The sequence below is a fragment of the Pseudomonas sp. LAIL14HWK12:I1 genome, assembly GCF_003202095.1.
Classification (GTDB): Bacteria; Pseudomonadota; Gammaproteobacteria; order Pseudomonadales; family Pseudomonadaceae; genus Aquipseudomonas; species Aquipseudomonas monteilii.
In genome coordinates, this window is record NZ_QJKG01000002.1 from 727607 (window position 1) to 753463 (window position 25857).

25 protein-coding genes are annotated in these 25857 nt (G+C 63.9%); 7 read left to right on the top strand and 18 right to left on the bottom strand.

Annotated features, from left to right (window positions below; all coding sequences use genetic code 11):
• The 9 genes from D906_RS08245 to D906_RS08285 all read right to left on the bottom strand — a co-directional run bounded on the left by D906_RS08245 (position 1) and on the right by D906_RS08285 (position 8077).
• On the bottom strand, positions 1-2067 hold the full coding sequence (locus D906_RS08245) for a TonB-dependent copper receptor (RefSeq protein WP_027614873.1): 2067 nt from the start codon (positions 2065-2067) through the stop codon (positions 1-3).
• A gap of 66 nt (positions 2068-2133) precedes the next feature.
• Entirely contained in the window at positions 2134-2565 is a 432-nt protein-coding gene (locus D906_RS08250; RefSeq protein WP_016712219.1) for a DUF2946 domain-containing protein, read from the bottom strand.
• Positions 2566-2587: 22 nt separating this feature from the next.
• Positions 2588-3073: a copper chaperone PCu(A)C gene (locus D906_RS08255; protein WP_019098902.1), complete on the bottom strand. Its 486-nt coding sequence runs from the start codon at positions 3071-3073 to the stop codon at positions 2588-2590.
• Positions 3074-3119: 46 nt separating this feature from the next.
• Entirely contained in the window at positions 3120-3509 is a 390-nt protein-coding gene (locus tag D906_RS08260; RefSeq protein WP_019098903.1) for a DUF2946 domain-containing protein, read from the bottom strand.
• A 145-nt stretch (positions 3510-3654) separates the two neighbouring features.
• Positions 3655-4509 (bottom strand): SPFH domain-containing protein, encoded by an 855-nt coding sequence (locus D906_RS08265; RefSeq protein WP_016712216.1) that lies wholly within the window; start codon positions 4507-4509, stop codon positions 3655-3657.
• A 26-nt stretch (positions 4510-4535) separates the two neighbouring features.
• On the bottom strand, positions 4536-4973 hold the full coding sequence (locus tag D906_RS08270) for an NfeD family protein (protein ID WP_016712215.1): 438 nt from the start codon (positions 4971-4973) through the stop codon (positions 4536-4538).
• A gap of 89 nt (positions 4974-5062) precedes the next feature.
• Positions 5063-5782: a cobalt-precorrin-6A reductase gene (locus D906_RS08275; RefSeq protein WP_027614874.1), complete on the bottom strand. Its 720-nt coding sequence runs from the start codon at positions 5780-5782 to the stop codon at positions 5063-5065.
• On the bottom strand, positions 5779-6873 hold the full coding sequence (locus tag D906_RS08280; RefSeq protein WP_016712213.1) for a cobalt-precorrin-5B (C(1))-methyltransferase: 1095 nt from the start codon (positions 6871-6873) through the stop codon (positions 5779-5781). Before D906_RS08280 ends, D906_RS08275 begins: the two co-directional genes overlap by 4 nt.
• Complete coding sequence (locus D906_RS08285) at positions 6866-8077, bottom strand: bifunctional cobalt-precorrin-7 (C(5))-methyltransferase/cobalt-precorrin-6B (C(15))-methyltransferase (protein ID WP_027614875.1); 1212 nt, start codon at positions 8075-8077, stop codon at positions 6866-6868. Before D906_RS08285 ends, D906_RS08280 begins: the two co-directional genes overlap by 8 nt.
• A 142-nt stretch (positions 8078-8219) precedes the next feature.
• Between D906_RS08285 and cobG the strand changes: the two genes are divergently transcribed.
• The 7 genes from cobG to D906_RS08320 all read left to right on the top strand — a co-directional run bounded on the left by cobG (position 8220) and on the right by D906_RS08320 (position 14734).
• Positions 8220-9551: a precorrin-3B synthase gene (gene cobG, locus D906_RS08290; protein WP_019099777.1), complete on the top strand. Its 1332-nt coding sequence runs from the start codon at positions 8220-8222 to the stop codon at positions 9549-9551.
• Positions 9544-10170 carry a precorrin-8X methylmutase gene (locus D906_RS08295; protein WP_016489386.1) on the top strand — a complete coding sequence of 209 codons (627 nt, stop codon included), beginning with the start codon at positions 9544-9546 and terminating at the stop codon, positions 10168-10170. The genes cobG and D906_RS08295 overlap by 8 nt, the downstream gene beginning before the upstream one ends.
• Positions 10167-10901 (top strand): precorrin-2 C(20)-methyltransferase, encoded by a 735-nt coding sequence (locus D906_RS08300; protein ID WP_025754333.1) that lies wholly within the window; start codon positions 10167-10169, stop codon positions 10899-10901. Before D906_RS08295 ends, D906_RS08300 begins: the two co-directional genes overlap by 4 nt.
• Positions 10889-12586, top strand: a complete 1698-nt coding sequence (gene cobJ / locus D906_RS08305; protein ID WP_081741844.1) for a precorrin-3B C(17)-methyltransferase — start codon at positions 10889-10891, stop codon at positions 12584-12586. The genes D906_RS08300 and cobJ overlap by 13 nt, the downstream gene beginning before the upstream one ends.
• Before the next feature lie 99 nt (positions 12587-12685).
• A complete protein-coding gene (locus D906_RS08310) occupies positions 12686-13375 on the top strand; it encodes a hypothetical protein (RefSeq protein ID WP_025754332.1) in 690 nt (229 codons plus the stop codon).
• Between the two features lie 62 nt (positions 13376-13437).
• Entirely contained in the window at positions 13438-14124 is a 687-nt protein-coding gene (locus D906_RS08315) for a hypothetical protein (RefSeq protein WP_019099781.1), read from the top strand.
• On the top strand, positions 14111-14734 hold the full coding sequence (locus tag D906_RS08320; protein WP_019099782.1) for a hypothetical protein: 624 nt from the start codon (positions 14111-14113) through the stop codon (positions 14732-14734). Before D906_RS08315 ends, D906_RS08320 begins: the two co-directional genes overlap by 14 nt.
• Here the strand turns inward: D906_RS08320 and D906_RS08325 are convergent.
• From D906_RS08325 to D906_RS08365, 9 genes are all read right to left on the bottom strand, one after another.
• A complete protein-coding gene (locus D906_RS08325) occupies positions 14731-15327 on the bottom strand; it encodes a MarC family protein (protein WP_016712205.1) in 597 nt (198 codons plus the stop codon). The two genes, D906_RS08320 and D906_RS08325, sit on opposite strands and share 4 nt — an antisense overlap.
• Positions 15328-15364: 37 nt before the next feature.
• Entirely contained in the window at positions 15365-18136 is a 2772-nt protein-coding gene (locus D906_RS08330) for a hybrid sensor histidine kinase/response regulator (RefSeq protein ID WP_019099783.1), read from the bottom strand.
• Between the two features lie 135 nt (positions 18137-18271).
• A complete protein-coding gene (gene purD / locus D906_RS08335; RefSeq protein WP_019099784.1) occupies positions 18272-19567 on the bottom strand; it encodes a phosphoribosylamine--glycine ligase in 1296 nt (431 codons plus the stop codon).
• A 182-nt stretch (positions 19568-19749) separates the two neighbouring features.
• Positions 19750-21357, bottom strand: coding sequence for a bifunctional phosphoribosylaminoimidazolecarboxamide formyltransferase/IMP cyclohydrolase (purH, locus tag D906_RS08340; RefSeq protein WP_027614877.1), 1608 nt, complete (start codon positions 21355-21357; stop codon positions 19750-19752).
• A gap of 81 nt (positions 21358-21438) precedes the next feature.
• A complete protein-coding gene (gene fis / locus D906_RS08345; protein ID WP_019099786.1) occupies positions 21439-21759 on the bottom strand; it encodes a DNA-binding transcriptional regulator Fis in 321 nt (106 codons plus the stop codon).
• Positions 21756-22769, bottom strand: a complete 1014-nt coding sequence (gene dusB, locus D906_RS08350; RefSeq protein ID WP_027614878.1) for a tRNA dihydrouridine synthase DusB — start codon at positions 22767-22769, stop codon at positions 21756-21758. The genes fis and dusB overlap by 4 nt, the downstream gene beginning before the upstream one ends.
• A 175-nt stretch (positions 22770-22944) precedes the next feature.
• The gene (locus D906_RS08355; RefSeq protein WP_027614879.1) at positions 22945-24297 is read right to left on the bottom strand and encodes a DUF3426 domain-containing protein; all 1353 of its coding nucleotides are present in this window, start codon (positions 24295-24297) and stop codon (positions 22945-22947) included.
• Positions 24298-24339: 42 nt separating this feature from the next.
• On the bottom strand, positions 24340-25218 hold the full coding sequence (gene prmA, locus D906_RS08360; protein WP_027614880.1) for a 50S ribosomal protein L11 methyltransferase: 879 nt from the start codon (positions 25216-25218) through the stop codon (positions 24340-24342).
• 114 nt (positions 25219-25332) lie between these two features.
• The gene (locus tag D906_RS08365; protein ID WP_019099790.1) at positions 25333-25788 is read right to left on the bottom strand and encodes a MaoC family dehydratase; all 456 of its coding nucleotides are present in this window, start codon (positions 25786-25788) and stop codon (positions 25333-25335) included.
• Between the last annotated feature and the right edge of the window lie 69 nt (positions 25789-25857).

Below are 25857 nucleotides of genomic sequence, written 5' to 3' on the forward strand. Positions count from 1 at the left end.
TCAGAAGCTGAAATCGACCTTGGTCCAGAAGGTCCTGCCTGGCTCATTGACCGGCTGTGGATCTGTAGCCGGGTAGCCGAACCCGGCGTTCCCGGCCAGGTTCAAGTGCTCGGCGTAGGTTTTGTCGAACAGGTTGTCGACCCCCGCGCTGAGCTTGAGGTTGTTGTTCACCTTGTAGGCGCCATTGAGCGAGAACACGCCGAAGCCGGCGCTCTTGTCGTAGTCCTTGCCGACCACGTTGCCCTGGTTCTCGGCAATGCGGTTTTGCGCCGCCACCAACCGCCACAGTGCGCCGACGCTCCACACATCACGGCTGTAGGTCAGGCCCAGGCGGCTCTCCAGGGGTGGCATTTGCGGTAGCGCTTTGCCATCACTGCTGTTCTTGCCCCAAGCGTAGGCCAGCGTGCCGTCGGCCTTCCAGTTTTCGGTCAGCTGGTAGGCCGCGCCCAGTTCGCCGCCCATGATGCGGGCGTCGATGTTCTGTGCCTGGGAGGTGCTCATGCCCATCATGCCGGTGCGGTAGTCGAACAGGATGTAGTCGCGGATCTGCCCGACATAGCCCGAAGCCCAGGCTTCCAGGCGCTCGGTGCGGTACTGGATGCCGAAGTCGAGCTGGGTGGTTTTCTCCGGCTTGATACCGTCAAAGGCGTTGGCCGCCCCCGGTGGTGCCAGCTTGGGCGAGAACAGCTCCCAATAGTCGGGGAAGCGCTGGGCGTGGCCGAGGCCGATGTAGGTGGTGGCCGGGATGGCTGCCAGGTCGTGCTCATAACGGACGAAGCCGCTGGGCAAGGTGTCGGCGCGAGTGTCGCCTTCGGTGGCGCTGCCTTTGCGCAAGTCACGGGCCGAGGCGCGGTCCAGGCGGGCACCGGTAATCAGCCGGTCCTCACCGCTGACGTACCAGGTCAGTTCGCTGAAAGCGCCGTAGTTGTGGAAGTCGGCGTCCTTGGTCCAGGCCTGGCCCTTGTGCGCGTCCACGCCCATGCCACCGCGCTTGCGGTGTTCGTTGGTCTGCGCGTCGATGCCGCCGATCAGTTGCACGTCGGCCCAGCGCCAGGTGGCCTTGATGCGTGCGCCCATGGTGCGGCGGTCGACGTTGCTGACCATCGGCATGCCCATCATGCCGCTGCCCGATGGGGTGCGCAGGCTGTAGTTGTCCATCACATGGTCGGCGTAGTTGTAGTAGACCTGCGCCTCGACCTTGTCGAGCACCTCGCCGAGGTTGGACTTTTCAAAGCGCAGGCCCAGGCTTTCGCGCTTGAACTGCGAGCCGTCCATACCACGCCCGGCATAGCGGGCCTCGCCATCGCCCTTGCCGGCAGTCAGCTCCAGCAGGGTGTCCTGGTCGGGCGTCCAGCCGAGGGTGACATCGCCGTTCCATTTTTCCCAGCGCGACGGCACGGTGTCGTTGTTGCCGTCGTGGTAGTCGTCCGAGCGAGACTGGTTACCGACGAAGCGGGCATAGGCCTGGCTGTTGCCGGCGGCGGCATCCAGCACCTTGTCGAAGCGGCCGTTGGAGCCGGCCAGCAGGCTGGCGTTCACCCGGCTGCCGAGGGTGCCGAATTTCTCTGGTTCGCGTTCGAAAAGGATGGTGCCTGCCGAGCCGCCCGGGCCCCAGATCACGCTTTGCGGGCCTTTGATCACGGTGAGGCGGTCGTAGGTTTCCGGCGAGATGTAGGACGTGGGCGCGTCCATGCGGTTGGGGCAGGCGCCCAGCATCAGGCCACCGTTGGTGAGGATGTTCAGGCGCGAGCCGAACATGCCGCGCAGTACCGGGTCGCCGTTGGTGCCACCGGCACGTATTGCCGAGAAGCCGGGGATGGTCTTCAGGTAGTCGGCGCCGTCGCTGGCCGGTACGGGCTGGCGCGGGTCTTTCGGGTTGGTGACCACGGTCAGCGGCGAACTCGGGGCCACGGCGGTGATCACCGTCGGGCTCAGCTCGGGGGCTTCGTGCACATGGCCCTCATGGCCAGGGTCGGCGGCCAGGGCCACGGGCGCGAGCAGCGAGCCGCACAGGGCGGCGATGGTCCCACGCAGGGACAAGGCAAAAACAGGGGGGCAGCCGGACATAATGATTCCAGTCGATCAGTCATGAGTTAGCGCGAAGCCTCCTGGCTCCGTGCGCAAAATGTGGGTTCAGACGCTGATCGCGGAAGGTGGGGCGCGGCTGCGCGCACCGGGGAATACAGCCTGCCGGGCATGGCCCTGGTGCGTTGGCGCAAGCAGGTGGGGGGTGGGGACGACACTGCCGGCACTGAGCGGGCTGAGGGCCTGGGGCAGGGCCGGGCAGTTGAACAACAGGCTGCAGTAACCGCACTTTTCCCACATCACATGCAGCTGGCCATCGTTGCCGTGGCCGTGATGGGTGTCGCCGCCATGCTGATGGGCAGCCGTCATCGGCATGTCCATCGGCATGCTCATGCCGGCATGGTGGTCCATCGGCATCGACTGGGAAATCAGTGGGCCGATGAAGATCATCCACATGGCGAACAGGCTCAGCCATCCACCACCGGCGCGCCTGCGGTCAGGGCGGGTGGTACGGCTGATGCTGTTGCGCGGCAGGCTCATGGCGAGTGCCTGTCAGCAGGTGTCAGTGCGCGTGTTCGTGGGCTTGCGGCTGGTCCGCTGGCGCCTGCTTCTGCACGGCCACCTCAACAGTGATGTTGCCGGCCTTTTCGAAGTGCAGGGTCAACGGGAAGCGCTTGCCGTCGGTGAGCAGGCTGCGCTCCTTGGGCTGCATCAGCATCACGTGGTAGGCGCTGGGGGCGAAGGTCAGGTCCTTGCCGGCAGGTACCACCACGCTGGGCACCTGCTGCATCTTCATGGCGCCGCTGGCGCTCATGACATGCTCGTGCAGTTGCGCGTCATCGCTGATGGGGCTGTTGACGCTGAGCAGGCGGTCATCGGTCTTGCCATTGTTGTGCACCACGAAATACGCCGCGACGTTCGGCGCGTTGGGTGGTAACTGCAGTGACCAGGGGTGGGCGATGTGCAGGTCGCCCACGCTGTATTCGTGGGCATTGGCAAAGGCGCCAGGCAGCAGCAGGGCGGCCATGACGAGGGCGTGCTTGAGCATGGTGAATCTCCGTTCTGTTCAGGTTCAGGCAGACAACGTGATGAACTCAGGCCAGCGGAGAGGCACGGGGGTTGAGCGCAGGCCAAAGTTGGCGCGGCGAGGGTTGGTAGTCAGCCGGTGGCGACAATAGCCCGGCGAGCAGTGTCGGCGGGTTGTGCAACTGTGGCGGGTAGCCGGGCAGGGCCAGCAGCGGTGCGGCGCCCGAGCAGCACCAGCAGTTCATCATGCTGGCGCTGTCGTCGTTTTGCGTGCCGAGGTCGATCTTGGCCAGGGCCTGGACGTCGACTTTGGCCTTGTTGGCCATGCTGGAACAGAAAGCCCCCCACAGCAACTGCTCGGCCGGGCCCTTGGGCGCAGCAGAAGACAGCGGCATGGCCAGCAGGTTGAACAGCACTGCAAGGCAGGCTATCCAGGCAATGTGCCGACGTGGGGGCATGGAGAGATCCGGTCAGGAATCGTGGTGGGTATTGTAAGGCGGAGTATAGGTAAAAATGGCGGGGTGCGGTGAAGTGACGCAGGTGGGCAGTTGAAGCGGTGTCGTCTGCTTCGCGGGCGTGCCCGCGAAGCAGGTCAAATCAATCTCAGGCCTTGTTGCGGCCCATCAACCCCCGCACGGTCTCTTGCAGGTCAGCTGGCAACACCACCACCTTGGCATTGCTGCTGCCCGCCAGGTTCTCCATGGCCCCGACATAGCGCTCGCCCAGCAGGTACATGGCCGGCACGGTCTCGTTGCCCACCGCTTCCTTCACCAGCGAAATCGCCCGCGCCGAGGCCTCGGCCAGGCTGATCTGCGCTTCGGCATCCAGCCTGGCGGCCTGCAAGCGTGCTTCCGCTTCAAGGATCGCCGCCTGCTTGGCGCCTTCGGCACGGGTTACATCGGCCTTGCGCTCACGCTCGGCTGCCGCCTGACGCTCCATGGCGAGCTGCATGTTCTCGGAGGGCTTGATGTCCTGGATTTCCACCGAGCGCACGGTCACGCCCCAGTCTTCGGTTTGCTCCGACATCGCATCGCGCAAACGTGCCTTGATCTGCTCACGGCTGGACAAGGCTTCGTCCAGGTCCATGGCACCGACGATGGCGCGCAGCGAAGTCATGGTCAGGCTGGTGACGGCGAACGAGAAGTTCTGCACGCCGTAGGAGGCCTTCTGCGGGTCGACCACCTTGGCGAAGCACAGCGCGTTGGCGACGATGACTGCGTTGTCCTTGGTGATGATTTCCTGTTGCTGCACATCGAGGATGATGTCTTTGGTCGGCAGGCGGTAGGCGACCACATCCATGTAGGGGATGAGGATGTTCAGGCCGGGCTTGAGCGTGCTGTGGTAGCGGCCCAGGCGCTCGACGATCCATTCCTCGCCCTGGGGCACGATACGCACCCCCTTGAACACGGTGATCAGGACGAACAGGGCGATGGCCGCGACGACGATAAGGCTGGTCATGATGCGAAATTCCTTTTAGTGCAGGTTCAGGCCCGGATGACGCGGGCGGTGTTCCCCTCGATGGCGGTAAGGCGCACCCGCTCGCCAGCAGGGATCTCGCTGTCGGCGATGCAGGTCCATTCTTCGTTACCCAGAATCGGCTTTTGGAAGCGCACGCGGCCTTTCTGGAACTCCGAAACGCCAGCGGTCAGCAAGCCCACTTCACCGATCACGCTGTCGGCGGTCCAGCGCACATCCGGCTGCTTGCGCCGGAACAGCTTGAACCAACACGCGGTGGTGACCGACGACAGCAACACCCACAGCAATACCTGCATGTCCAGTTGCAGACTGGGGGCGGCCAGCGAGGTGAGCGAGACCAGCACGGCACCGATGCCGAACCAGAGGATGAAGAACGTCGGCAGGACCAGTTCGAGCAGGATCAGCGCGATGCCGAAGACCAGCCAGATCCACCATTGCATTTCCATATGGGTGAAACCTTCCGGGGTGGGGGAATTGAGTTTAAGGCAGTAGGGCGGTATCGGGCCACTTGGCAGGCTGGAAGAAAAATCTGAAATCAGTGTAGGAGCGCTGTTGCCAGATCAGTCAGTGAGCCGAATTGTCGGTCAACTTCCGGCAGCACCGGGCGCTTCAGGATCAGTACCGGCACATTCAACTCCCGCGCCACTTCGAGCTTCGGTTCGGTCGCCACACTGCCGCTGTTCTTGCTGATCAGCACATCGATCCTGCGGCGCCGGAACAACGCCTGTTCATCCTCGATATGGAATGGCCCGCGGGCACCAATCACTTCGCAACGCTCGTTGCCAGGGCATGCCTCCAACGCCCGCAAGGTCCAGAACTGTTCCGGCGGTATTTCGTCCAGATGTTGCAGCGGCTCTCGCCCCAGCGTGAACAGCGGCCTGCGAAACGGCTTGAGCGCCTCGATCAACGCCGCCCAGTCCTCGACCTCGCGCCAGTCGTCCCCCGCTTGCGCCTGCCAGGCCGGGCGTCGCAAGGCCCAGCACGGGATGCCGGCAATACGCGCAGCACTGGCGGCGTTGCGGCTGATCTGCGCGGCGTAAGGGTGGGTGGCATCGATCAACAGCGTGATACCGGCCTCGCGCAGGTAGCTGGCCAGGCCTTCAGCGCCGCCAAAGCCACCGACCCGCACCTGGCATTGCAGGTCCTGCGGCACGCGGCCGATACCCGCCAGGCTGTAAACGTGCTGCGGGCCGAGGCGGCGGGCGATGGCCAGGGCCTCGGTGACGCCGCCCAACAGCAGAATGCGCGCAGTCATTGCACGCCCGCCCGGCCAACGATGCCGCCTTGGCGGTCGATGGCGAACACTTCCACTTGCACCTGTGCCGGCACCACGCTGCGGGCGAAGGCCAGGGCGTGGGCACACACGGCATCACCGAGGGCAACGCCGGCCGCATGAGCGAGAGCGAGTGCTTGCTGGCTGGTGTTGGCGCCGATGATGGCGGCCTGCAACGCTTCGTCAGCGCCAATGTCTGCAGCCCAGCCAGCCAGTTGCGGCAGGTCGATGCTGGAATGGCGGCTGTGCAGGTCCATGTGCCCGGCCGCCAGTTTGCTGATCTTGCCGAAGCCACCGCACAGGCTCAGGCGTGGCACCGGCACCTTGCGCAGGTGCTTGAGCACTGCGCCAACGAAATCACCCATTTCGATCAGGGCGATTTCTGGCAGGCCGTAGACGCGGCGCATGGTGTCTTCGCTGGCGTTGCCGGTGCAGGCGGCGATATGCGTGTAGCCGTTGGTGTGGGCCACGTCGATGCCTTGATGAATCGAGGCGATATAGGCTGCACAGGAAAACGGCCGCACGATGCCGCTGGTGCCGAGGATCGACAGCCCGCCCAGTATGCCCAGGCGCGGGTTCATGGTCTTCAGGGCCAGTTGCTCACCGCCCTGCACATTGACCGTGACCTCGAAACCGCCGGGATAGCCACACTCATCGGCCAGGCGCTGCAGGTGTTCAGTGATCATGCGCCGAGGTACCGGGTTGATGGCCGGTTCGCCCACCGCAAGCACCAGCCCCGGCCGGGTCACGGTGCCGACGCCGATCCCCGCGACAAAGCGGATGCCCGTCTCGGCCAACAGACGCACCTGGCTGTAGAGCAAGGCGCCGTGTGTCACATCCGGGTCGTCGCCCGCATCCTTGAGGGTGCCGGCTTCGGCGCCTTCGCCGATCAGGCGGCAGAACTCCAGGCGCATCTGCACCACCTTGCCCTTGGGCAGGGTGATATCCACTGCATCGTCTTGCTGGCCGGTGAGCAGCAGCTTGGCCGCTGCCAGGCTGGTGGCGGTAGCGCAGCTGCCGGTGGTCAGGCCGCTGCGCAGGGGCGCCGGCTGTTCGCGGGTTTCTTCACGCATCGGCGGGCTTCATCACTTCCAGCAGGGTGATCGGCAGCGCCTGGCGCCAGGTATCGAACGTGCCCAAGGGTTGGGCATGGGCGACATGCAGGCGGGTCAGTTCACCCCCGTGCTGTTCGCGAAAGTGCGCCAGGGCCAGTTCGCTTTGCAAGGTCACTGCGTTGGCCACCAGCCGGCCGCCGGGGCGCAGGTTCGCCCAGCAAAAGTCCAGCACGCCTTCACGGGTGACGCCGCCGCCGATGAAGATGGCATCGGGCTGTTCCAGGCCTTGCAGTGCCATTGGCGCCTTGCCGCGAACCAGTTGCAGGCCAGGTACACCCAGCGCATTGCGGTTATGTTCGATGAAGCCCTGGCGGCCTTCGTCGGCCTCGATGGCCAGTGCGCGGCAGGCCGGGTGGGCACGCATCCATTCGATGCCGATCGAGCCGCAGCCGGCGCCCACGTCCCACAGCAGTTCGCCGGGCTGGGGCGCCAGGCGCGCCAGTGTGATAGCGCGGACATCGCGCTTGGTCAGCTGGCCGTCGTGCCGGAAGGCACTGTCCGGCAGCCCGGCCAGGCGATGCAGGCGTGGCGCTTCGGGTGAGGCCAGGCATTCGATGGCCACCAGGTTGAGCGCTGCGGTTTCGGCGTGCGGCCAGTTTTGGGCGGTGCCCTCCAATGCGCGTTCTTCCTGGCCACCCAGGTGTTCGAAAACCCGCAGGCGGCTTGGCCCGAAGCCACGTTCGCGAAGCAATGCTGCAACGGCCGCCGGGCTGTCGCCATCGTTGCTCAGCACCAGCAAGCGCACACCGCTGTGCAGGTGGGCATTGAGCGCCGCCAAGGGGCGGGCGACCAGCGACACCACTTGCACGTCCTGCAGCGGCCAGCCCAGGCGCGCAGCGGCCAGGGCGCAAGAGGAGGGCATCGACAGCACGCGCATTTCATCGGCAGGCACCTGACGCGCCAGGCTGGCGCCGACGCCGTAGAACATCGGGTCGCCGCTGGCCAGCACGCACACTGGCTCGCCGCGCAAGGCCAGCACCGGGGCCAGCGAGAACGGGCTTGGCCAGCCCAGCCGTTCGCCGGGCACGCAGCGTGGCAGCAAGGCCAGCTGGCGCGGGCTGCCGAAGATCCGCGCAGCACCCAGCAGCGCGCGCCGGGCCTGTTTGCCCAGGCCACTGAAGCCGTCTTCGCCGATGCCTACTACTGTCAGCCAGGGTGCCATGTATACCTCTTCAAGATTTTGGGGCCGCTGCGCACCCAAAAATCTGCTCAAACTCGAATGATGCTCGACCACCGGCTTTTCATGCCGCCGGACAAAGCAGGCATAATACCGCGCCTTCTACACTCAAGCGCATTTTCACAGATTGCCGGACGCCCCTTTGACGCAGGCCCATGCTCCCAACGTTTCGCCCCGCCCCTCGGCCTGCCCGGGGTTGTGGCGCATCGTCAGTGCCCGTGACGGCGGCATCTGCCGCATCAAGCTGCCGGGCGGCCTGCTGCTGGTCAGCCAGGCCGAAGCGGTGGCGGCGGCGGCCGAGCGCTTCGCCGGCGGTGTGATCGAGGCCACCAACCGTGGCAACCTGCAAATTCGTGGCATCGGCAGCGAGCACCGTGCGCTGATCGACACGTTGCTCCTTGCCGGCCTGGGCCCCCGCGAAGCGGCCGGTGATGATGTGCGCAACCTGATGCTAAGCCCGCTGGCCGGGCATGACCCAGCCATGCTGCTGGATGCGCGGCCGTTGGCCGAGCAGATCCTCCTTATGCTGGAAAGCACCCCGCGCTTCCATCAACTGTCGGCCAAGTTCGCCGTGCAGCTGGATGCCGGCGAACGCCTGGCCATGCTCGAACACCCTCACGACCTGTGGCTGTCGGCCCTGCGCCTGGAGCAGCAGACCTGGCTGGCGTTCGGCCTGGCGGGTTGCCCGGCAGATGGCCTGGCGCTCGGTGCGGTGCCGCTGGAGCAAGGTCTGGCGCTGGTGCGTGCCGTGCTGGAGCGCTTTCTCGACCTGGCAACCCCTGCGCAGGCGCGCATGCGCCAGTTGCTTGAGGTGTACCCGGCAAGCGATTTCGTCGATGGGCTCGGGCTGGACATCCGCCGCGACGACGCTGTGCTCACATGGCGACGCGAACCACACCGTGCTTCTTGGCTGGGGGTGCTACCCCAGGCTCGAGGCCTTGCCCTTGGCGTTGCCCCGCCCCAAGGCCGCCTGACCCCAGCCATGTTGCGCGGTGCTGCATGTATTGCCCGTGAATGGGGCGATGGCAGCCTGCGCCTTAGCCCCTGGCAAAGCCTGGTGGTGACCAATCTGCAAGAACGACACATCGATCAGGCCCAGGCCGAACTGTCTGCGCTGGGCTTGCTGTGCCACGACCATGAACCCTTGGCACGTATCAGCGCCTGCACTGGCGCCAGCGGCTGCGCCAAGGCCCTTGGCGAGACCAAGGCCGACGCCGTTGCCTTGGCCGCGCTGCTGGGCCCAGGTGTACCCGCCAGCGTGCACCTGTCCGGTTGCCCCCGTTCCTGCGCCGTGGCTCATGTAGCCCCGGCCACTTTGCTGGCCCGTTCACCGGGCCGTTATGACCTGTACCTGCGTGATGCGCGCCATCCGGGCTTCGGAGCCCTGCGCGCCACCGACCTTACCTTGAATGAAGCAGGCGCCATGCTCGACCTGCCGACGGAGCACCTTGATGATTGACTACATCCGCGATGGTCAGGAGATCTATCGCAATTCCTTCCGGATCATCCGTGAGGAAGCCCGGCTCGAGCGGATTCCCGCAGACCTCGAAAAGCTCGCCGTGCGCGTGATCCACGCCTGCGGCATGGTCGATGCCATCGACGGCCTGCAGTTCTCCGAAGGTGCCGGCCGGGCCGGGCGCGAAGCGCTGCTTAACGGCGCGCCGATCCTTTGCGATGCGCACATGGTGGCTGAAGGCATTACCCGGGCACGCCTGCCCGCAGACAACAAGGTTATCTGCACCCTGCGCGACCCGAGCGTGCCAGGCCTGGCGAAGGATGCTGGCAATACCCGCTCCGCCGTAGCCCTCGAGCTGTGGCGCCCATACCTGGAAGGCAGCGTGGTGGTGATCGGCAACGCGCCTACCGCGCTGTTCTACCTGCTGGAGATGATTGACGCGGGCGCTCCCAAGCCGGCGCTGATCCTCGGCTTCCCGGTCGGTTTCGTCGGCGCCGCCGAGTCCAAGGCGATGCTCGCCGCCGACAGCCGTGGCGTGCCGTTCGTGATCATGCAGGGCCGCCTGGGCGGCAGCGCGATGGCCGCCGCCGCGGTCAACGCCCTGGCCACGGAGGTGGAATGATGGCGCCGCGTGGACGACTGCTGGGCCTGGGCGTGGGCCCTGGCGACCCTGAACTGATCACCCTCAAGGCCCTGCGCCTGTTGCGCGAAGCGCCTGTGGTCGGTTACTTCGTGGCCAAGGGCAAGCGTGGCAACGCCTTCGGTATCATCGAGGCACACCTGCAGCCTGAGCAGACCCTGCTGCCACTGGTCTACCCGGTTACCACCGAAGCCCTGCCAGCGCCGCTGTCCTATGAACAGGTGATCAGCGACTTCTACGACGCAGCCAGCGTGCAGGTGGCCGAGCACCTGGATGCCGGCCGCGACGTGGCGGTGATCTGCGAAGGCGACCCGTTCTTCTACGGCTCCTACATGTACCTGCACGATCGCCTGGCGCAGCGGTATGAGGCCGAAGTGATCCCGGGCGTCTGCTCGATGCTCGGTGGTGCTTCGGTGCTGGGCGCGCCGTTGGTCTACCGCAACCAGAGCCTGTCGGTGTTGTCGGGTGTATTGCCGGCCGAAGAGCTCAAGCGCCGCCTGGCCGACGCCGATGCTGCGGTGATCATGAAGCTTGGTCGCAACTTCCCCAAGGTACGCGAGGTGCTCGCCGAACTGGGCCTGGACGGGCGTGCGCTGTATGTGGAGCGGGCCACCATGGCCAACCAGAAGATCGTGCCGCTGGACCTGGTTGACCCGCAGTCGTCGCCGTACTTCTCGCTGATCATCGTGCCGGGTGAAAAATGGCAGGGTTGAACATGCACAAGGCACCCGCCATCGTCATCCTTGGCCCAGGCAGCCTGGCCACCGCGCAGCGAATCCAGAAGCGTTACCCGCAGGCGTCGATCCATGGCCTGGAAGGCCGGGTCGAAGGTGTCGACCTTCACTACACCGCGTTCGGCGACACCCTGCGCCGGCTGTACCAGCAGGACACGCCGATCATCGCCCTGTGCGCTGCAGGTATCGTCATCCGTAGCCTGGCCAGCCTGCTCAGCGAGAAGGGCGTCGAGCCGCCGGTGCTGGCCGTGGCCGAAGATGGCAGCGCGGTAGTGCCGTTACTCGGTGGCCTGAGCGGCGTGAACGTGATGGCGCGTGAACTGGCTGAAGCACTGGGGGTTGCCGCTGCCATTACCACCAGTGGCGAGCTGCGTTTTGGTACCTGCTTGCTGAACCCGCCACAGGGCTATGCCCTGGCGGATATCGAGCAAGGCAAGCGCTTTGTCTCCGACCTCCTGGCCGGCGAATCGGTGCGCATCGAAGGTGATGCCCCCTGGCTGCAGCAGGCGCAGTTACCCGCCAGCGAGGCGGCTCGGCGCACCATTCATGTGGGGCATCAGGCGCGCCCGGCCAACCGCGACGAATTGCTGATTCACCCGCGTTCGGTGGTTGTGGCTGTTGCAGGCGGTAACCTGCACGGTATTCGTGCCGCACTGCAGCAGGCTGGCATCGCCGAGCCATCGGTAGCCTGTCTGCTGGCAGACGAGCAGGCCATGGCCGACAGCGGCTTGCATGAGGCCGCGCAGGCGTTGGGTGTGGCCTTGCGCTTCGCTGCCAATCCAGACGGGGTGGCCAGCATGATTGCGGCGGCGTTGCCCGATGCCCGGCTGACCGAGCTTGAGGGTGCGGCCATTGCCGTGGCGCCTGCCCCGGTCGAGGTGGCGCAGGTTGGCCGCCGTCGTGGTCGTCTGGCCGTTATCGGCCTGGGGCCGGGCGCTGCCGAACTGATGGTGCCGGCGGTGAAGGCAGAGCTGGCGCGTGCCGAAGACGTACTTGGCTATGAAACCTACGTGCGCATGGCCGGGCCGTTCCGTGACGACCAGGTGCTGCACTGCACCGACAACCGTGAAGAGATGCAGCGCGCCCGGCATGCCTTCGAGCTGGCGGCCCAGGGCCGTTCGGTGGTGGTGGTGTCGTCGGGTGACCCGGGCGTGTTCGCCATGGCTGCTGCGGTGCTTGAAGCGTTGCATGAGTCCAGTGACCCGGCGTGGCACCGCGTCGACCTCGAGATCCTGCCTGGCGTTTCGGCCTCGCTTGCAACGGCCGCCCAGGCAGGTGCACCGCTAGGTCACGACTTCTGCGTGATGTCGCTGTCGGACAACCTCAAGCCCTGGTCCATCATCGAGAAGCGCCTGGACCTGGCGGCTCAGGCTGACCTGGTGCTGGCCTTCTACAACCCGATCTCCAAAGCCAGGCCTCATCAGTTGGGTGTGGCACTGGAGGTTGTGCGCCGGCATCGCGATGGCAACACCCCTGTAGTCCTTGGCCGTGACATCGGTAGGCCGGGGCAGACGCTGAAGGTAGTCACATTGGCCGAGCTGTTGCCAGAAATGGTCGACATGCGCACCATGGTTCTGGTCGGCTCGTCCACGACCTGCCAATTCCCCAGCGCCGACGGCAAGCAGTGGGTGTATACCCCGCGCTGGTACCCGTCTGCCGAGTGAGGCACCGAGGGAACCGGTTCATGCCTGTTCCCTCGTCGTTTACGGCATAGGGTGAATGCCCCTCGATGATTCCCATCGGGGCATTCAAGGACCCTGTACATGAACGATATCAACGCTTCCAGTGGCGATAGCATCGCTGTTGTCGAACAATCTCTTCTAGCGCTGAGCGCAGGCATGTCGGCGCAAAGCCGACGCGATGCCAAGACCACCTTCCAGTTCGCTTCTCGCGTGGCGTCCAAGCTGCATGACCGTGACGGTGAGTCCGAAGCCTGGTTCAACAAGTTTCTGGAGGTGATGCGCACCCTGGGCTGGGTGGCGGGGCGACGCTCTTACGAACGTGACTACGACCAGAGCGCATCGCTGACCCTGGGCCCGATTGCCTTCAAGGTCGCCAGTGCCGCAGGTAAGGCCTTGCTCGGCGGGCCGGTAGGCGAGGCCATGGCCAAGCTGGCCGGCGATGCCATCAATGCGCTCGGTAACATTGAAGAAGCACAGAAGGTCTACAAGCAGAACGTCAAAGGCAACCCGGTCTCGACCACAGGGTTGGGAACGTGCATTGAAACGCCTGAGGGCGAACTGTTCATGCTGGTGAACGCATTCAGTGCTTCGCCAAGTGAAAACGACCTGAATACCACGGTGTTCGAATGGAAGAGTTCAAGCAAAGACCGCTACTGCGGTTCGGCAGTACTTGCCTTGAATGAAGTGGTCTACACCGACCAGGTGCGCGCAACGATCGAGCAGAAACTCGCTGACAAGGCCGTCAAGGCCGCCGACGAATACGAGATTTGAGAGCAAACGGGGCCTGCGGGCCCCGTTCTTCATTCTGCACGTTTGAAATTCGAGGTATTGCAATGAGTAAGGAAGGCTACTCCTTGTGGCTCGTTGGTGGCACCGCGCTGCTGGTCGCGGACGCGGCGCAGCCCTTGAGGCAGTATGCGCTGGACTCGATTCTGTTTGCCCAGCTGCGCTCGGACAAATTGAACGGCTCACGGTTTATCCACTACGGGCGCTGGTACAGCGGGTACCGCACGGCACTGGAGGAGCGAGGCTGGGTGGTCGTGCGCAGCCGCAGTGATCACCAGCAGGCGCAGGCTGGGCAATCACTGGTGCCGGTTCAGCGGCTCAGCGACGATTTGCAGGCCCGTCATCCCAGCCTGGCGGGTCATTTGCGGGCTGCCATTACCCTGCTCTCGCAGGTGGTGGTGCAGAAGCACCTGCAACCCTTCACGCTGGCGGAGCAGGACAAGACCACACACTGCGCCTACGAGCTGGGCGTGATGCTGCCTGATGCGTCTCTGGATATGTGTGGGTTGGCGTTCAAGAGTGCCTTGCCTGCATCACAGATTCGTCCCGATACCCGTTTGCAGCCCATACCTGCCGAGGGGATAGACCTGCGGGCCAGTGCCGGAACATTGAGCGAATACCTGACTGTCGCTCATCGCCAAGGCCTGCACGATCTACTTGAGCGAACACAGCATGTTGGAAAAATCATTGATCTAGGCGTGTTGAAGCCGGAGGGTGGCGATGCAACAGCATGAAGCCGTAGTCGTAGGCGCAAGCCTGGTGTCGTTCATTCCCGGCGTCAGCCTTGAGCAGCGTCAGGCCGTGAAGCTTGCTTCGTTATGGGCCGAGACCGTGACGTTGCAAGACATGGCCAAAGCAACGCAGCAGGAACAATACGATTACTACCGCAAGAAGTTGATGTACCTGGGGTGGGACGCGAAGTCTGCTGAAGAAGTCCATTGGCCGGACCCGCAGCGGCCCAGAATTGTCGATCAGGCGTTGAGCAAGATCGACGCCGTCGCAGGGGCTCAGCATTCCAGCAGCATGGCGCTGGCGTTCGAGGCGCTAAAGAGAAACGGCAAACCCTTGCTGCATTTCGAGTCTCGCAGCAGGGACCGAGCGCAGTTTCAACTGTTGTCCTGCGCGCCAGTCAGTGGCAACTACGTGGACATTGTGGTGTACCACGAGGCTGGCAACACGGCGGTATTCACCAATGGCTTTCTGTTTCGCGAGCGCCGCAACATGCAGGTGGCCGCAGAGCTGGTGCGTTTCAATACACGCCTGTTCAATCAGGAACGTCGCAGCGGTGTCGAGCGGGCACTGGTGAAGATTGCCTTGAAGGAAATCCATGAAATGGAGGTTTAGGGCATCAGGTATCCCTTGATACCGGTAAAGATGATCTGCGCTGCCAATGCGCAGACAAACAGGCCCATCAAGCGGCTGACGATCTGCAGGCCCTGCTCGCCAAGAATGCGTTCGATACCGTGTGACAGGTACAGCACCAGGCCCACGGTGAAACTGGCCAGGGCAATGCTGATGATGGCGAGCAACTTGTCATCCCAGTGCGGCTGGCCGACGCCCATCACCAGCAGGGCACCAATGGTGCCGGGGCCGACGGTCAGCGGAATGGTCAGCGGCACGATGGTCACATCTTGCTGCACGTTATCGGCCTGCACGGCCGGTTTGCCCTGGGCCATGCCCAGGGCCGAGATGAACAGCACGCTGCCGGCTCCGATGCGGAAGGCGTCAGCGGTGATGCCAAAAATACCGAAAATCACCCGACCGAACAGGTACAGCAGCACGCTGGCGACCAGCGCCGCGAAGGCCACCTTCCAGGCCAGTTGCTTGCGCTCCTTGCTGGAGTGGCCGCGGGTCAGGCTGATGAAGCACGACAGCACGAAGAACGGGCTGTAGAGCACGAGCATTTTCAGGTAGACGCTGAACAACTCATGGAGCATGGGGCGTAGTCCTCAGCAATACTGATGCTTGTGTCAGCTAGGAAGTATGCGCTGGATCTACCAGGGTTTCCCGCTGGTTGGCCCAGTACTGGATCAGCTCGCGCAACTGTGACAATTCCACCGGCTTGGCCATGTGCCCGTCCATGCCCGCCAGCCGTGCGCGCTCCTTGTGTTCGGCCAGAATGTGCGCCGTCAGCGCCACCACCGGCGTGCGCTGGCGCTGGTTGGCCGCTTCCCAGGCGCGCAGTTGCTGGGTAGCGGAGAAGCCGTCCAGTATCGGCATCTCGCAGTCCATCAACACCAGGTCATAGCGCTGCGCTTTCATCGCCTGCAGGGCTTCTTCGCCATTGCAGGCCGTGTCGGGCTCGAGGTTGAGCTTGCCGAGCATGCCGCGGATCACTTTGGTCGAAATGCTGTTGTCCTCGGCGACCAGCACGCGGAAGTTGCCAGGCAGGTCCAGCGCCTGCGGGATGCCTGGCAGGCTGGCAGGCACCGCCTGCTCGCGGCCGCGCTGTGCCAGTTCCTCGGCCAGGGTGGTTTTCAGCGTGTAGCCGGCCACCGGCTTGGCCAGTATCCGCTTGACCCCGGCGTTACGCGCAATGACCTTGCTCGGCGCATTGCTGATACCGGTGAGCATCACCACCAGGATGTCGTGGTTCAGGCTCGGGTCTTCCTTGATTTTGGCGGCCAGCTGCATACCGGTCATGCCGGGCATGTTCTGGTCCAGCAGCACGGCGTCGAAGTAGTCCCGCAGGTGCGCCTTGGTACGCAGCAGCGCCAGGGCTTCTTTGCCCGATGGCACCGCGCTGACGTTCATGCCCCAGGCGCTGCACTGCTGTACCAACACCTTGCGGCAGGTGTCGTTGTCGTCCACCACCAGCACACGGGCATCGCGCAGCGGGCCTTCGAGGTCGGCCGGTGGTTGCTCCAGGCGTGAAGGGTCCAGCGGCAGGGTCAGCCATAGGGTGTTGCCCATGCCCGTGCTGCTCTTGATGCCGAACTCGCCCTGCATCAGGCCGATCAGCTGCTTGGCAATGACCAGGCCAAGGTGGCCGCCCAGCTTATTGCTGGACAGGAAGTGGTGGCTGTGCAACTCGGCCTGCAACAAGGCTTCGCGGTCGGCGGCGGGCAACGGCTCGCCGCTGTCCTGCACGGCAATGCGCAAGCGTGGTACCTCGCCGCGCTGGTCCAGCGCCACCACCAGCAGGATCTCGCCCTGGTCGGTGTTTTTCAGCGCATTCTCCAACAGGCTCGACAAGGCCTGGCGCAGGCGCGTCGGGTCGCCACTGATCACGCGCGGCACCTGTGGCTGGGTGAAGCTGATCAGCTCGATGTTCTGTTGCTCGGCCTTGGCGCGGAAGATGTTCAGGCAGTCCTCGATCAGCGCGTTAAGGTCGAACTGCACATCATCCAGCTCGATCTGCCGGGACTCCAGCTTGGAAATGTCGAGAATTTCGTTGATCAGCGTGAGCAGCTCGTTACCGGCACTGTGGATGGTCTGCACGTAGTCGCGTTGCTTGACCGACAGCGGTGTGCCCAGCAACAGTTCGGTCATGCCCAGTACACCATTCATAGGGGTGCGGATTTCGTGGCTGATCTTGGCCAGGAACTCGGCCTTGGCATTGATTTCGGCATCGCTGGCGGCCAGTGCACGGCTGGCGCTGAAGCGCTCCTCGCTCATGCGCCGCAGGCGTTCGCTGACGGCCAGGTTCAGCAGCAGCCCGCTGACCACGGTCAGACCCAACAGGATGCACAGCAACCAGGGCGTCGAGGTGCGGGTCAGGCCCAACAGGGCCGGCAGCAGCACCAGGCCACCCAGGTTGAACACCACCATGGCCAGGCTGAACAGGCGCCCCGGTGCATAGCCACGGTACCAGTGGTAGCTGCTGACCAGCAGCATGCTCACGCTGCCCAAGGCCAGCAGGGCGTAGGTCATCAGGTTGAGGGGCAGGGTGTCGACGAACAGCAGCACCAGGCCGCTGACCCCGACCACCAGCATTTCACCTTGCAGCAGGCGGTTAAGCCGTGGCGAATTGCACGGCGTGAAGAAATGTTGGGTGAAATACAGCCCGGCCAGGCCTGCCAGCACCAGTGTCAGGTAGGCGGCGGGTGTTTGCGCGTTGTGCCACACATGCCACCAAGGACCGCTGAGGTTCAGCAGGATCAGGCCGCTGAGCAGCATCAGGCCGTGGTACAGCGCCAGGATCAGGGTGGTGGTGGAACGGCTGTAGAGGAAGCGGATCAGGTTGTGCATGATCAGCATCACCAGGCCGCCGAACAGCATGCCGAACAGCAGGGGCTGGCTTTGGTCTGAGGCCGCTACGGCTGCCGGTTCCAGGCTGATGGCCGGGCGTAGCTGGTGTTCTGAGACCAGGCGCAGGTAGATGTCCAGCGGTTGTTTGCTGTTGGGCAGGGGTAATACATGGTCGCTGCCACGCAGGGTGGGGCTGGCGTTGCCGGCCAGGCGCCCGTGGTGCAGCTGACGCAGAAGCTGGTTGCCCTCGAGGGCGTAGAGGTCCAGGCCAGAAAGGTCCGGGGCAAATACCCGCAGCAGTTGTTCCTGGTCGCCGGGTTGCAGGCGATAGTGCAGCCACAAGGCCTGTTCCGCAGGCGCTGCATCCAGCTCGGCGAGAATCAGAGGGCTGAACTGGTTGCGGTAGCGCTCGGAGCGCACATCGCTCAGTTGCAGGTTGGCCTGTTCGTCGAGCAGAACGGTCCAGCCTCCGTCATGTTCGGCAGCTGCCGGGAACATGCAGAGCAAGGTCAGCAAGCTGACGATCAGAGCTGAGGCAATCCGAAGCCGACGCACTACGAAATCCCTTCTTGGTCGATGTGCCGGGTACTCACTATGCGCGGCGCGCCAAGTCGAAGGCAAGGCCCGTGGCGGGCCTTGTCGACGAGCCGGATGCCGTGCGCTGAAAGCGCTACGGCGCTCCGGTAGTACTTACTGCTGGTGCTCACCGCGCTCGCGGGCGATGGCCCGATAACCGATATCGGTACGGTAGAAGCTGCCGTTCCAGCTCACTTCCTTGGCCAGACGGTAAGCTTGCTGCTGCGCGTCAGCAACGGTGCTGCCCATGGCGGTGGCACACAAAACGCGGCCGCCGTTGGTGACCACTTGGCCATCCTTGAGCGAAGTACCGGCATGGAACACCTTGCCTTCGATCTTGGCCGCAGCGTCCAGGCCACTGATCGCCTCGCCCTTGGCGTAGTCGCCAGGGTAACCGCCAGCTGCCAGCACCACGCCCAGGCTTGGACGCGGGTCCCACTGAGCTTCGACTTTGTCCAGCGCCTTGGCGAAAGCGGCTTCGATCAGCAGCACCAGGCTCGACTCCAGGCGCAGCATGACCGGCTGGGTCTCTGGGTCGCCGAAGCGGCAGTTGAACTCGATGACTTTGGGGTTGCCCGCCTTGTCGATCATCAGGCCTGCGTAGAGGAAGCCGGTGTAGACGTTGCCTTCCTCGGCCATGCCGCGCACGGTCGGCCAGATGACCTGGTCCATCACGCGCTGGTGCACGTCGGCGGTCACCACCGGGGCAGGGGAGTAGGCACCCATGCCGCCGGTGTTCGGGCCGGTGTCCTGGTCGCCGACGCGCTTGTGGTCCTGGCTGGTGGCCATGGGCAGCACGTTGTGGCCGTCGACCATGACGATAAAGCTGGCTTCCTCGCCGTCGAGGAACTCTTCGATTACCACACGCGAACCGGCTTCACCAAAGGCGTTACCGGCCAGCATGTCACGCACGGCGGCTTCGGCTTCTTCGAGGGTCATGGCGACGATCACGCCTTTGCCCGCAGCCAGGCCGTCGGCCTTGATCACGATCGGTGCGCCTTTCTCTTGCAGGTAGGCAAGTGCAGGCTCGATTTCGGTGAAGTTCTGGTAGTCGGCGGTCGGGATCTTGTGGCGTGCCAGGAAGTCCTTGGTGAAGGCCTTGGAGCCTTCCAGCTGGGCCGCGCCCTTGGTTGGGCCGAAGCAGTCCAGGCCACGGCTGCGGAACAGGTCCACCACGCCGATGACCAGCGGTGCTTCCGGGCCGACGATGGTCAGGTCGACGTTCTTCTCGGCGAAGTCGGCCAGTTGCTCCAGCGCGCAGACGTCGATGGCGACGTTTTCGCACTTGGCTTCAATGGCAGTGCCGGCGTTGCCCGGGGCAACGAAGACTTTCTCGACGCGTGGGTCCTGGGCGACTTTCCAGGCCAGGGCGTGCTCACGGCCGCCGCTGCCGATGATCAAAACTTTCATGTCAAAACCTCGAATTCTTTCGGGCGTAAGGCAAAGCTTCACGCTGTACGAGGTCGCACTGGAGCAGGTAGATGCAAGGCGGGGCCGGTTCCGATGAGCGGAGTTGCCTTTTGGCAATGAGCATCAGCGGAACCGGCCCCAACGCAGCAGATGCCTGCTTCAGTGCGGCCGATTGTCGTAAATCAGTGGCGGAAGTGGCGCATACCGGTGAACACCATTGCAATGCCGGCTTCATCGGCAGCAGCAATGACTTCAGCATCACGCATCGAACCACCCGGCTGGATCACGGCGCTGATACCCACTTTAGCCGCATTGTCGATGCCATCACGGAACGGGAAGAACGCGTCCGAGGCCATGACCGCACCCTGCACCTGCAGGCCAGCATGCTCGGCCTTGATTGCAGCAATGCGCGCGGAGTTGACGCGGCTCATCTGGCCAGCGCCTACGCCGATGGTCTGGCGCTGCTTGGCGTAGACAATGGCGTTGGACTTGACGAACTTGGCCACTTTCCAGGCGAACACCAGGTCGTGGATTTCCTGTTCGGTCGGGGCGCGCTTGGTGACGATTTTCAGGTCATCAGCGGTGATCATGCCGATATCGCGGCTCTGCACCAGCAGGCCACCGTTGACGCGCTTGAAGTCCCAACCGGCGGCGCGCTCGGCAGGCCATTCGCCGCACTCAAGCAGGCGTATGTTCTGCTTGGCGGCAACCACTTCACGGGCAGCCTGGGAAATTTTCGGCGCGATGATCACTTCGACGAACTGGCGGTCGACGATGGCCTTGGCGGTTTCGCCGTCCAGCTCGCGGTTGAAGGCAATGATGCCGCCGAATGCCGACTCGGTGTCAGTGGCATAGGCCAGGTCGTAGGCCTTGCGGATACCGCCTTCGTCTTCAGGCACAACGGCCACGCCGCACGGGTTGGCGTGCTTGACGATGACGCAGGCCGGCTTGACGAAGCTCTTCACGCACTCCAGCGCGGCGTCGGTGTCGGCCACGTTGTTGAACGACAGTTCCTTGCCTTGCAGCTGGATGGCGGTGGAAATGCTGGCTTCGCCTTTCTTGGCTTCTACGTAGAACGCCGCGCTCTGGTGCGGGTTCTCGCCATAACGCATTTCCTGGGCCTTGACGAACTGGCTGTTGAAGGTGCGCGGGAATTCGCTGCGATCGGCAGTCGAAAGGGTGTCCTTGGCCTGGTCGATGGTGCCCATGTAGTTGGCGATCATGCCATCGTAGGCGGCAGTGTGCTCGAACGCCTTGAGCATCAGGTCGAAGCGCTGGGCGTAGGTCAGGCCACCGGCTTTAAGGCCTTCGACGATGCCGGCGTAGTCGCTGGCGTTGACCACGATGGCCACGTCTTTGTGGTTTTTGGCAGCCGAACGGACCATGGTCGGGCCGCCGATGTCGATGTTCTCGATAGCGGTCGGCAGGTCACAGCCCGGCTTGGAAATGGTGGCTTCGAACGGGTACAGGTTGACCGCGACCAGGTCGATCGGCTTGATGCCGTGCTCGTTCATGATGGCGTCGTCGGTGCCGCGACGGCCGAGGATGCCGCCGTGGATCTTCGGGTGCAGGGTCTTGACCCGGCCATCCATCATTTCGGCGAAGCCGGTGTAGTCGGCCACTTCCACCGCGTTCACGCCGTTGTCCTTGAGCAGCTTGTAGGTGCCGCCGGTGGACAGGATCTCGACACCGAGCTGTTGCAGCTCACGGGCGAATTCGAGGATACCGGTCTTGTCGGAGACGCTGATCAGGGCGCGGCGGACTGGCAGGCGGGTAGTCTGGTCGGTCATTTCGGGTTCCAATAACGCGGTGGAGTCAGCAAAAAAGGCGCCTCTGTTCAGGGAGCCGCCTTTTCTGGTTGGGATTCTGGCTTACAGCAAGTCGTACTGCTTGAGCTTCTTGCGCAGGGTGCCTCGGTTCAGCCCGAGCATCTCGCTGGCCTTGGTCTGGTTGCCCTTCACGTAGTTCATCACGCATTCGAGCAGGGGCGCCTCGACTTCGGAGAGCACCAGGTTGTACACGTCCGTCACGGTCGCGCCTTCCAGGTGGGCGAAGTAGTTGTGCAGCGCCTTCTCGACGCTGTCGCGAAGGGTCTGGCCCTCTTCGCTCGGCGTGTTGAGGTGCTGTTTCAGGTTGGCGTTGTCGCTCACGGGCGTTGTTCCACTCACAAATGTCTCGGTCATCATCGTCATGCGGCCACCCCTTGTCCGTCCTCTGTCTCAAGGCTCTGTCGACGTTCACCGAAAAACGCGCGAACGTTGGCGCACTGCGCTTGTGTGTCTTCCAAAGCGTTGAACCGGGAGCGAAACTCCTTGCCGCCGGGTCGTGTTGCCAGGTACCAGCCAACGTGCTTGCGGGCGATACGTACGCCCATCACATCGCCATAGAAGGCATGCAGCGCGGCCAGGTGCTCCAGCAGGATGCGTTCCACTTCGTCCAGCTGCGGCGCTGAAAGGTGTTCGCCAGTGCGCAGGTAATGCTCGATCTCGCGAAAGATCCACGGCCGCCCCTGGGCGGCGCGGCCGATCAACAGGCCATCGACCCCGGTGGCATCCAGCACCGCCCGGGCCTTTTCTGGCGAAGTGATATCGCCGTTGGCAAAAACCGGGATCGACACCGCCTGTTTGATGGCAGCGATGGTGTCGTATTCGGCCTCGCCGGTGTACAGGTCGGCGCGTGTACGGCCATGCACCGCCAGCGCCTGGATGCCGGCCTGTTCGGCGATCTTCGCCACGTTCAGGCCGTTCTTGTTCGCCCGGTCCCAACCGGTGCGGATCTTCAGGGTCACCGGAACATCCACGGCGCCTACAACGGCGTGGAGGATTTCGTGGACCAAGGCTTCATCTCTCAATAAAGCAGAGCCTGCAGCTTTGTTGCAGACTTTTTTTGCCGGGCAGCCCATGTTGATATCGATGATCTGGGCGCCCGCTTCGACGTTGGCCTTCGCCGCCGCTGCCATCATCTGCGCATCACCGCCGGCGATCTGCACCGAGCGTGGCTCGGGATCACCTTCATGGATGCGGCGCAGGCTCGACTTGCGGCTGTTCCACAGGCTCATGTCGCTGCTGACCATTTCCGACACCACCATGCCCGCGCCCAGGCGCTGGCAAAGTGTACGGAAAGGCTGGTCCGTGACCCCGGCCATGGGCGCGAGGATCAGGTTGTTACGCAGTGTGTATTGGCCGATGCGTACCGCCGACATAGGTGATCCCTGTTGTGGGGCCGAATCTTGGAGTTCGAAAAAGGGTTGGCATGATACCCGCTCTCGGTGACCGGATAAAGATGGATCTGGATAAAATCTGAACAGTTGTCGGCTTATGACTTTTGGTGCGACATATGGACAGCGGGGCCGCCTGGCAGCCCCGCTGGTGCACTGCCTATTCCGGGGAACGGAAGCTCAGGCTGTAGTTGACGGCCTTCGGCCCCGGGTCGAGGATGTCCAGGGCAATATGGATCGGCGTCTGGCTGGGCATGTCGCCACGCCCTGCCAATTCGCCTGAAAGGTACTCGCTGGGCTTGAAGCGACGGCTGGCGATCAGCTGGCCATTGAGGTCGGCAAAGCGCAGTTCCAGCAGCGGGAACGGCTGGGAGAAGGGGGCGCGGTTGTAGATGATCGCATCGACGATCAGTGCACCCTTGAAGTCGGGGTGGCTGCGCACCACCAGGTTGCTGCTCTTTATGCGTGCAATATCGACGCGGGTGGGCACCTGGCAACCGACCATCGGGCAGATCTGCTGGAAAATTGGCCGGTATTGGTCCTGGCGGGCCATTTCGTCGAAGTGGAACCACACGTACTGGAAGGCCAGCAGGCCAGCAGCCAGCAAGGTCAGAAAACCCCACAGCAAACGCTTGCCCCAGTTGGGGGCGGGTTTTTCCCAGCCCAGCTGCAGCGGGTCGTCGACCACGTCGACCAGCGGTTCCTTGCGTGCCGGGCGCTCGGGTTTACTGGCAAGGCCTGGTTCAAGGCGGTCGCCGGGTAGTGGCTCGTCAGGTTCATCGTCGCGGGCCGACAGATCCAGCGCCAGCGGCTCATCGTCGCGGGCGCTCAGGCCTTTTTCCGGTATTTCGTCATCGCTGGCGTGCAGTGGCTCGCTGAAGGCAGGCTGCTTATCGATTTCGGGCGCGCGGTGTACGGGCGGCTCGTCATCGATATCCAGGTCGAGGTTGCTGCCCAGGGTCGGCTCGGTGCGCTCGCCGGGTGCCGGTTCCAGGTCCAGCGCCAGGGACTCTGGCTCCGGCAGCACCGGGGCGGCTTCTGCCGGCTGTTGGGGTTCGAAGGGCTCGTCGGTGGCCGTGCCAAACAGGTCGTCTGCGTGCTCGTCCGGGTGCAGCTCGTCGCGCCGTGCCTGCAGCCCACCCTCCAGGTTGGCCGGGCGTGTGGGTGCCGGTTGGCCACGACGCTCCAGGCGCTCCAGTTCCTTGTCGAGGTCAAGCTCATCCAGGGCCTGGGCGGTAAGCGCCCAGGCATCGTCAGCGCTATCGTTGCGTACTTCGATGGCGGGCTCAGGGGTGACCGCCTGTTCGATCAGCGGTTCGGCCGGCATAGCGGGTACTGGCGCAGGCACCACCGGAGCATTGGCGCGGTTCTGCTCCAGCAACTGCTTGGCGGCATTGAACACCTGCAAGCAGTGACCGCAGCGCACCACACCGCGAGCCACGTTCAACTGGTGGTGGGTGACGCGAAAGCTGGTCTGGCAATGCGGGCACTGGGTGACGAAACTGTCGGTCATGCGGCAATCCGGGAGCTGTGCAGAAGACTATTCTAGGCCCGCTTAACGGCGGCGACCACTGATGCGCACCCAGCCGTCGCGCACGACGATCGGGTCCAGCTCGAAGTCGGCGGCGTAGGCGGCAGCCACTTCTTCGCCCTGCTCGGCGAGGATGCCCGACAGGGCCAGCAGGCCACCTGGGCGGACCAGGCCGGACAACTGCGGCGCCAGCGATACCAGCGGGCCGGCCAGAATATTGGCGACAAGCACGTCGGCCTGCATGGCCGGCATTTGCTCGGGCAGGTACAGCGCCAGCTTTTCATCGGCAATGCCGTTGCGCTGGGCATTGTCGCGCGAAGCCTCGATGGCCTGCACGTCGATGTCGGTGCCGACAGCTTCACGGGCGCCCAGCAGCAGCGCGGCAATGGCCAGGATGCCCGAGCCACAGCCGAAGTCCAGCACCTGGGTGCCTTCCATTTGCTGGGCATCCAGCCACTCCAGGCACAGGGCCGTGGTGGGGTGGGTGCCAGTGCCGAAGGCCAGGCCCGGGTCGAGCAGCAGGTTGACGGCGTCCTTTTCCGGGGCATCGTGCCAGCTCGGCACGATCCACAGACGTTGGCCGAAACGCATCGGCTGGAAGTTGTCCATCCAGCTGCGTTCCCAGTCCTGGTCCTCGATCACTTCGGCCTGGTGCTCGGGCAGCTCGGCGCCGGTCAGCAGGCGCAGGTGGGAAAACACCTGCTCAGGCTCTGCATCGGCCTCGAACAGGGCCAGCAGGTGGGTGTGCGACCACAGCGGGGTGGTGTTGAGGTCTGGCTCGAAGATCGGTTGATCTTCGGCGTCCATGAACGTGACTGAGACGGCGCCTACTTCAAGCAGGGCGTCTTCGTAGGTTTCGGCTTGTTCCGGGCTGATGGCCAGGCGTACTTGCAGCCAGGGCATGGCGGGCACCTTTGGTAAATCGACAGGGGCAGCCCTAGGCTGCGCGAAGGCTGGCAGTTTACGCGAGTGCGGGGGATTTGTGGATCGGGGCGCACGCGGCGCCCCCGGAATGCGTCAGACAAAACACAGGGAAAGCGACTCAGCTATATAAGCAGGCTTCTCCTCACCCTCAATTTCCAAGGTGGCAATCGCCTTCAGCAACCACTGCCCCGGCTTTTTCTCTGTCACCTCGGCCAGCTCCACTTTCAACCGCACCTGGCTGTCGACCTTGACCGGCTGAATGAACCGCACACTGTCCAGCCCATAGTTCACCACCATCTTAAGCCCTTGCGGCAGGACCAGGATGTCCTCGATCAGCTTGGGAATCAGCGACAACGTCAGGAAACCGTGGGCAATCGTGCCGCCAAACGGTGTTTTTGCCGCCTTCTCAGGGTCGACATGAATGAACTGAAAATCGCCGGTTGCCTCGGCGAACAGGTTGATGCGCTGCTGGTCGATCTTGAGCCAGGCAGAGCGGCCCAGTTCCTTACCAACGTACTGCGAAAGCTCTGTAACCGGTACATAGGGCATCGCGGACTCTCCGGGTTGTCAGTTGGTACGAAAGTGCAAGATCAGCACGGCTAACCGTTTCAGTCAAGT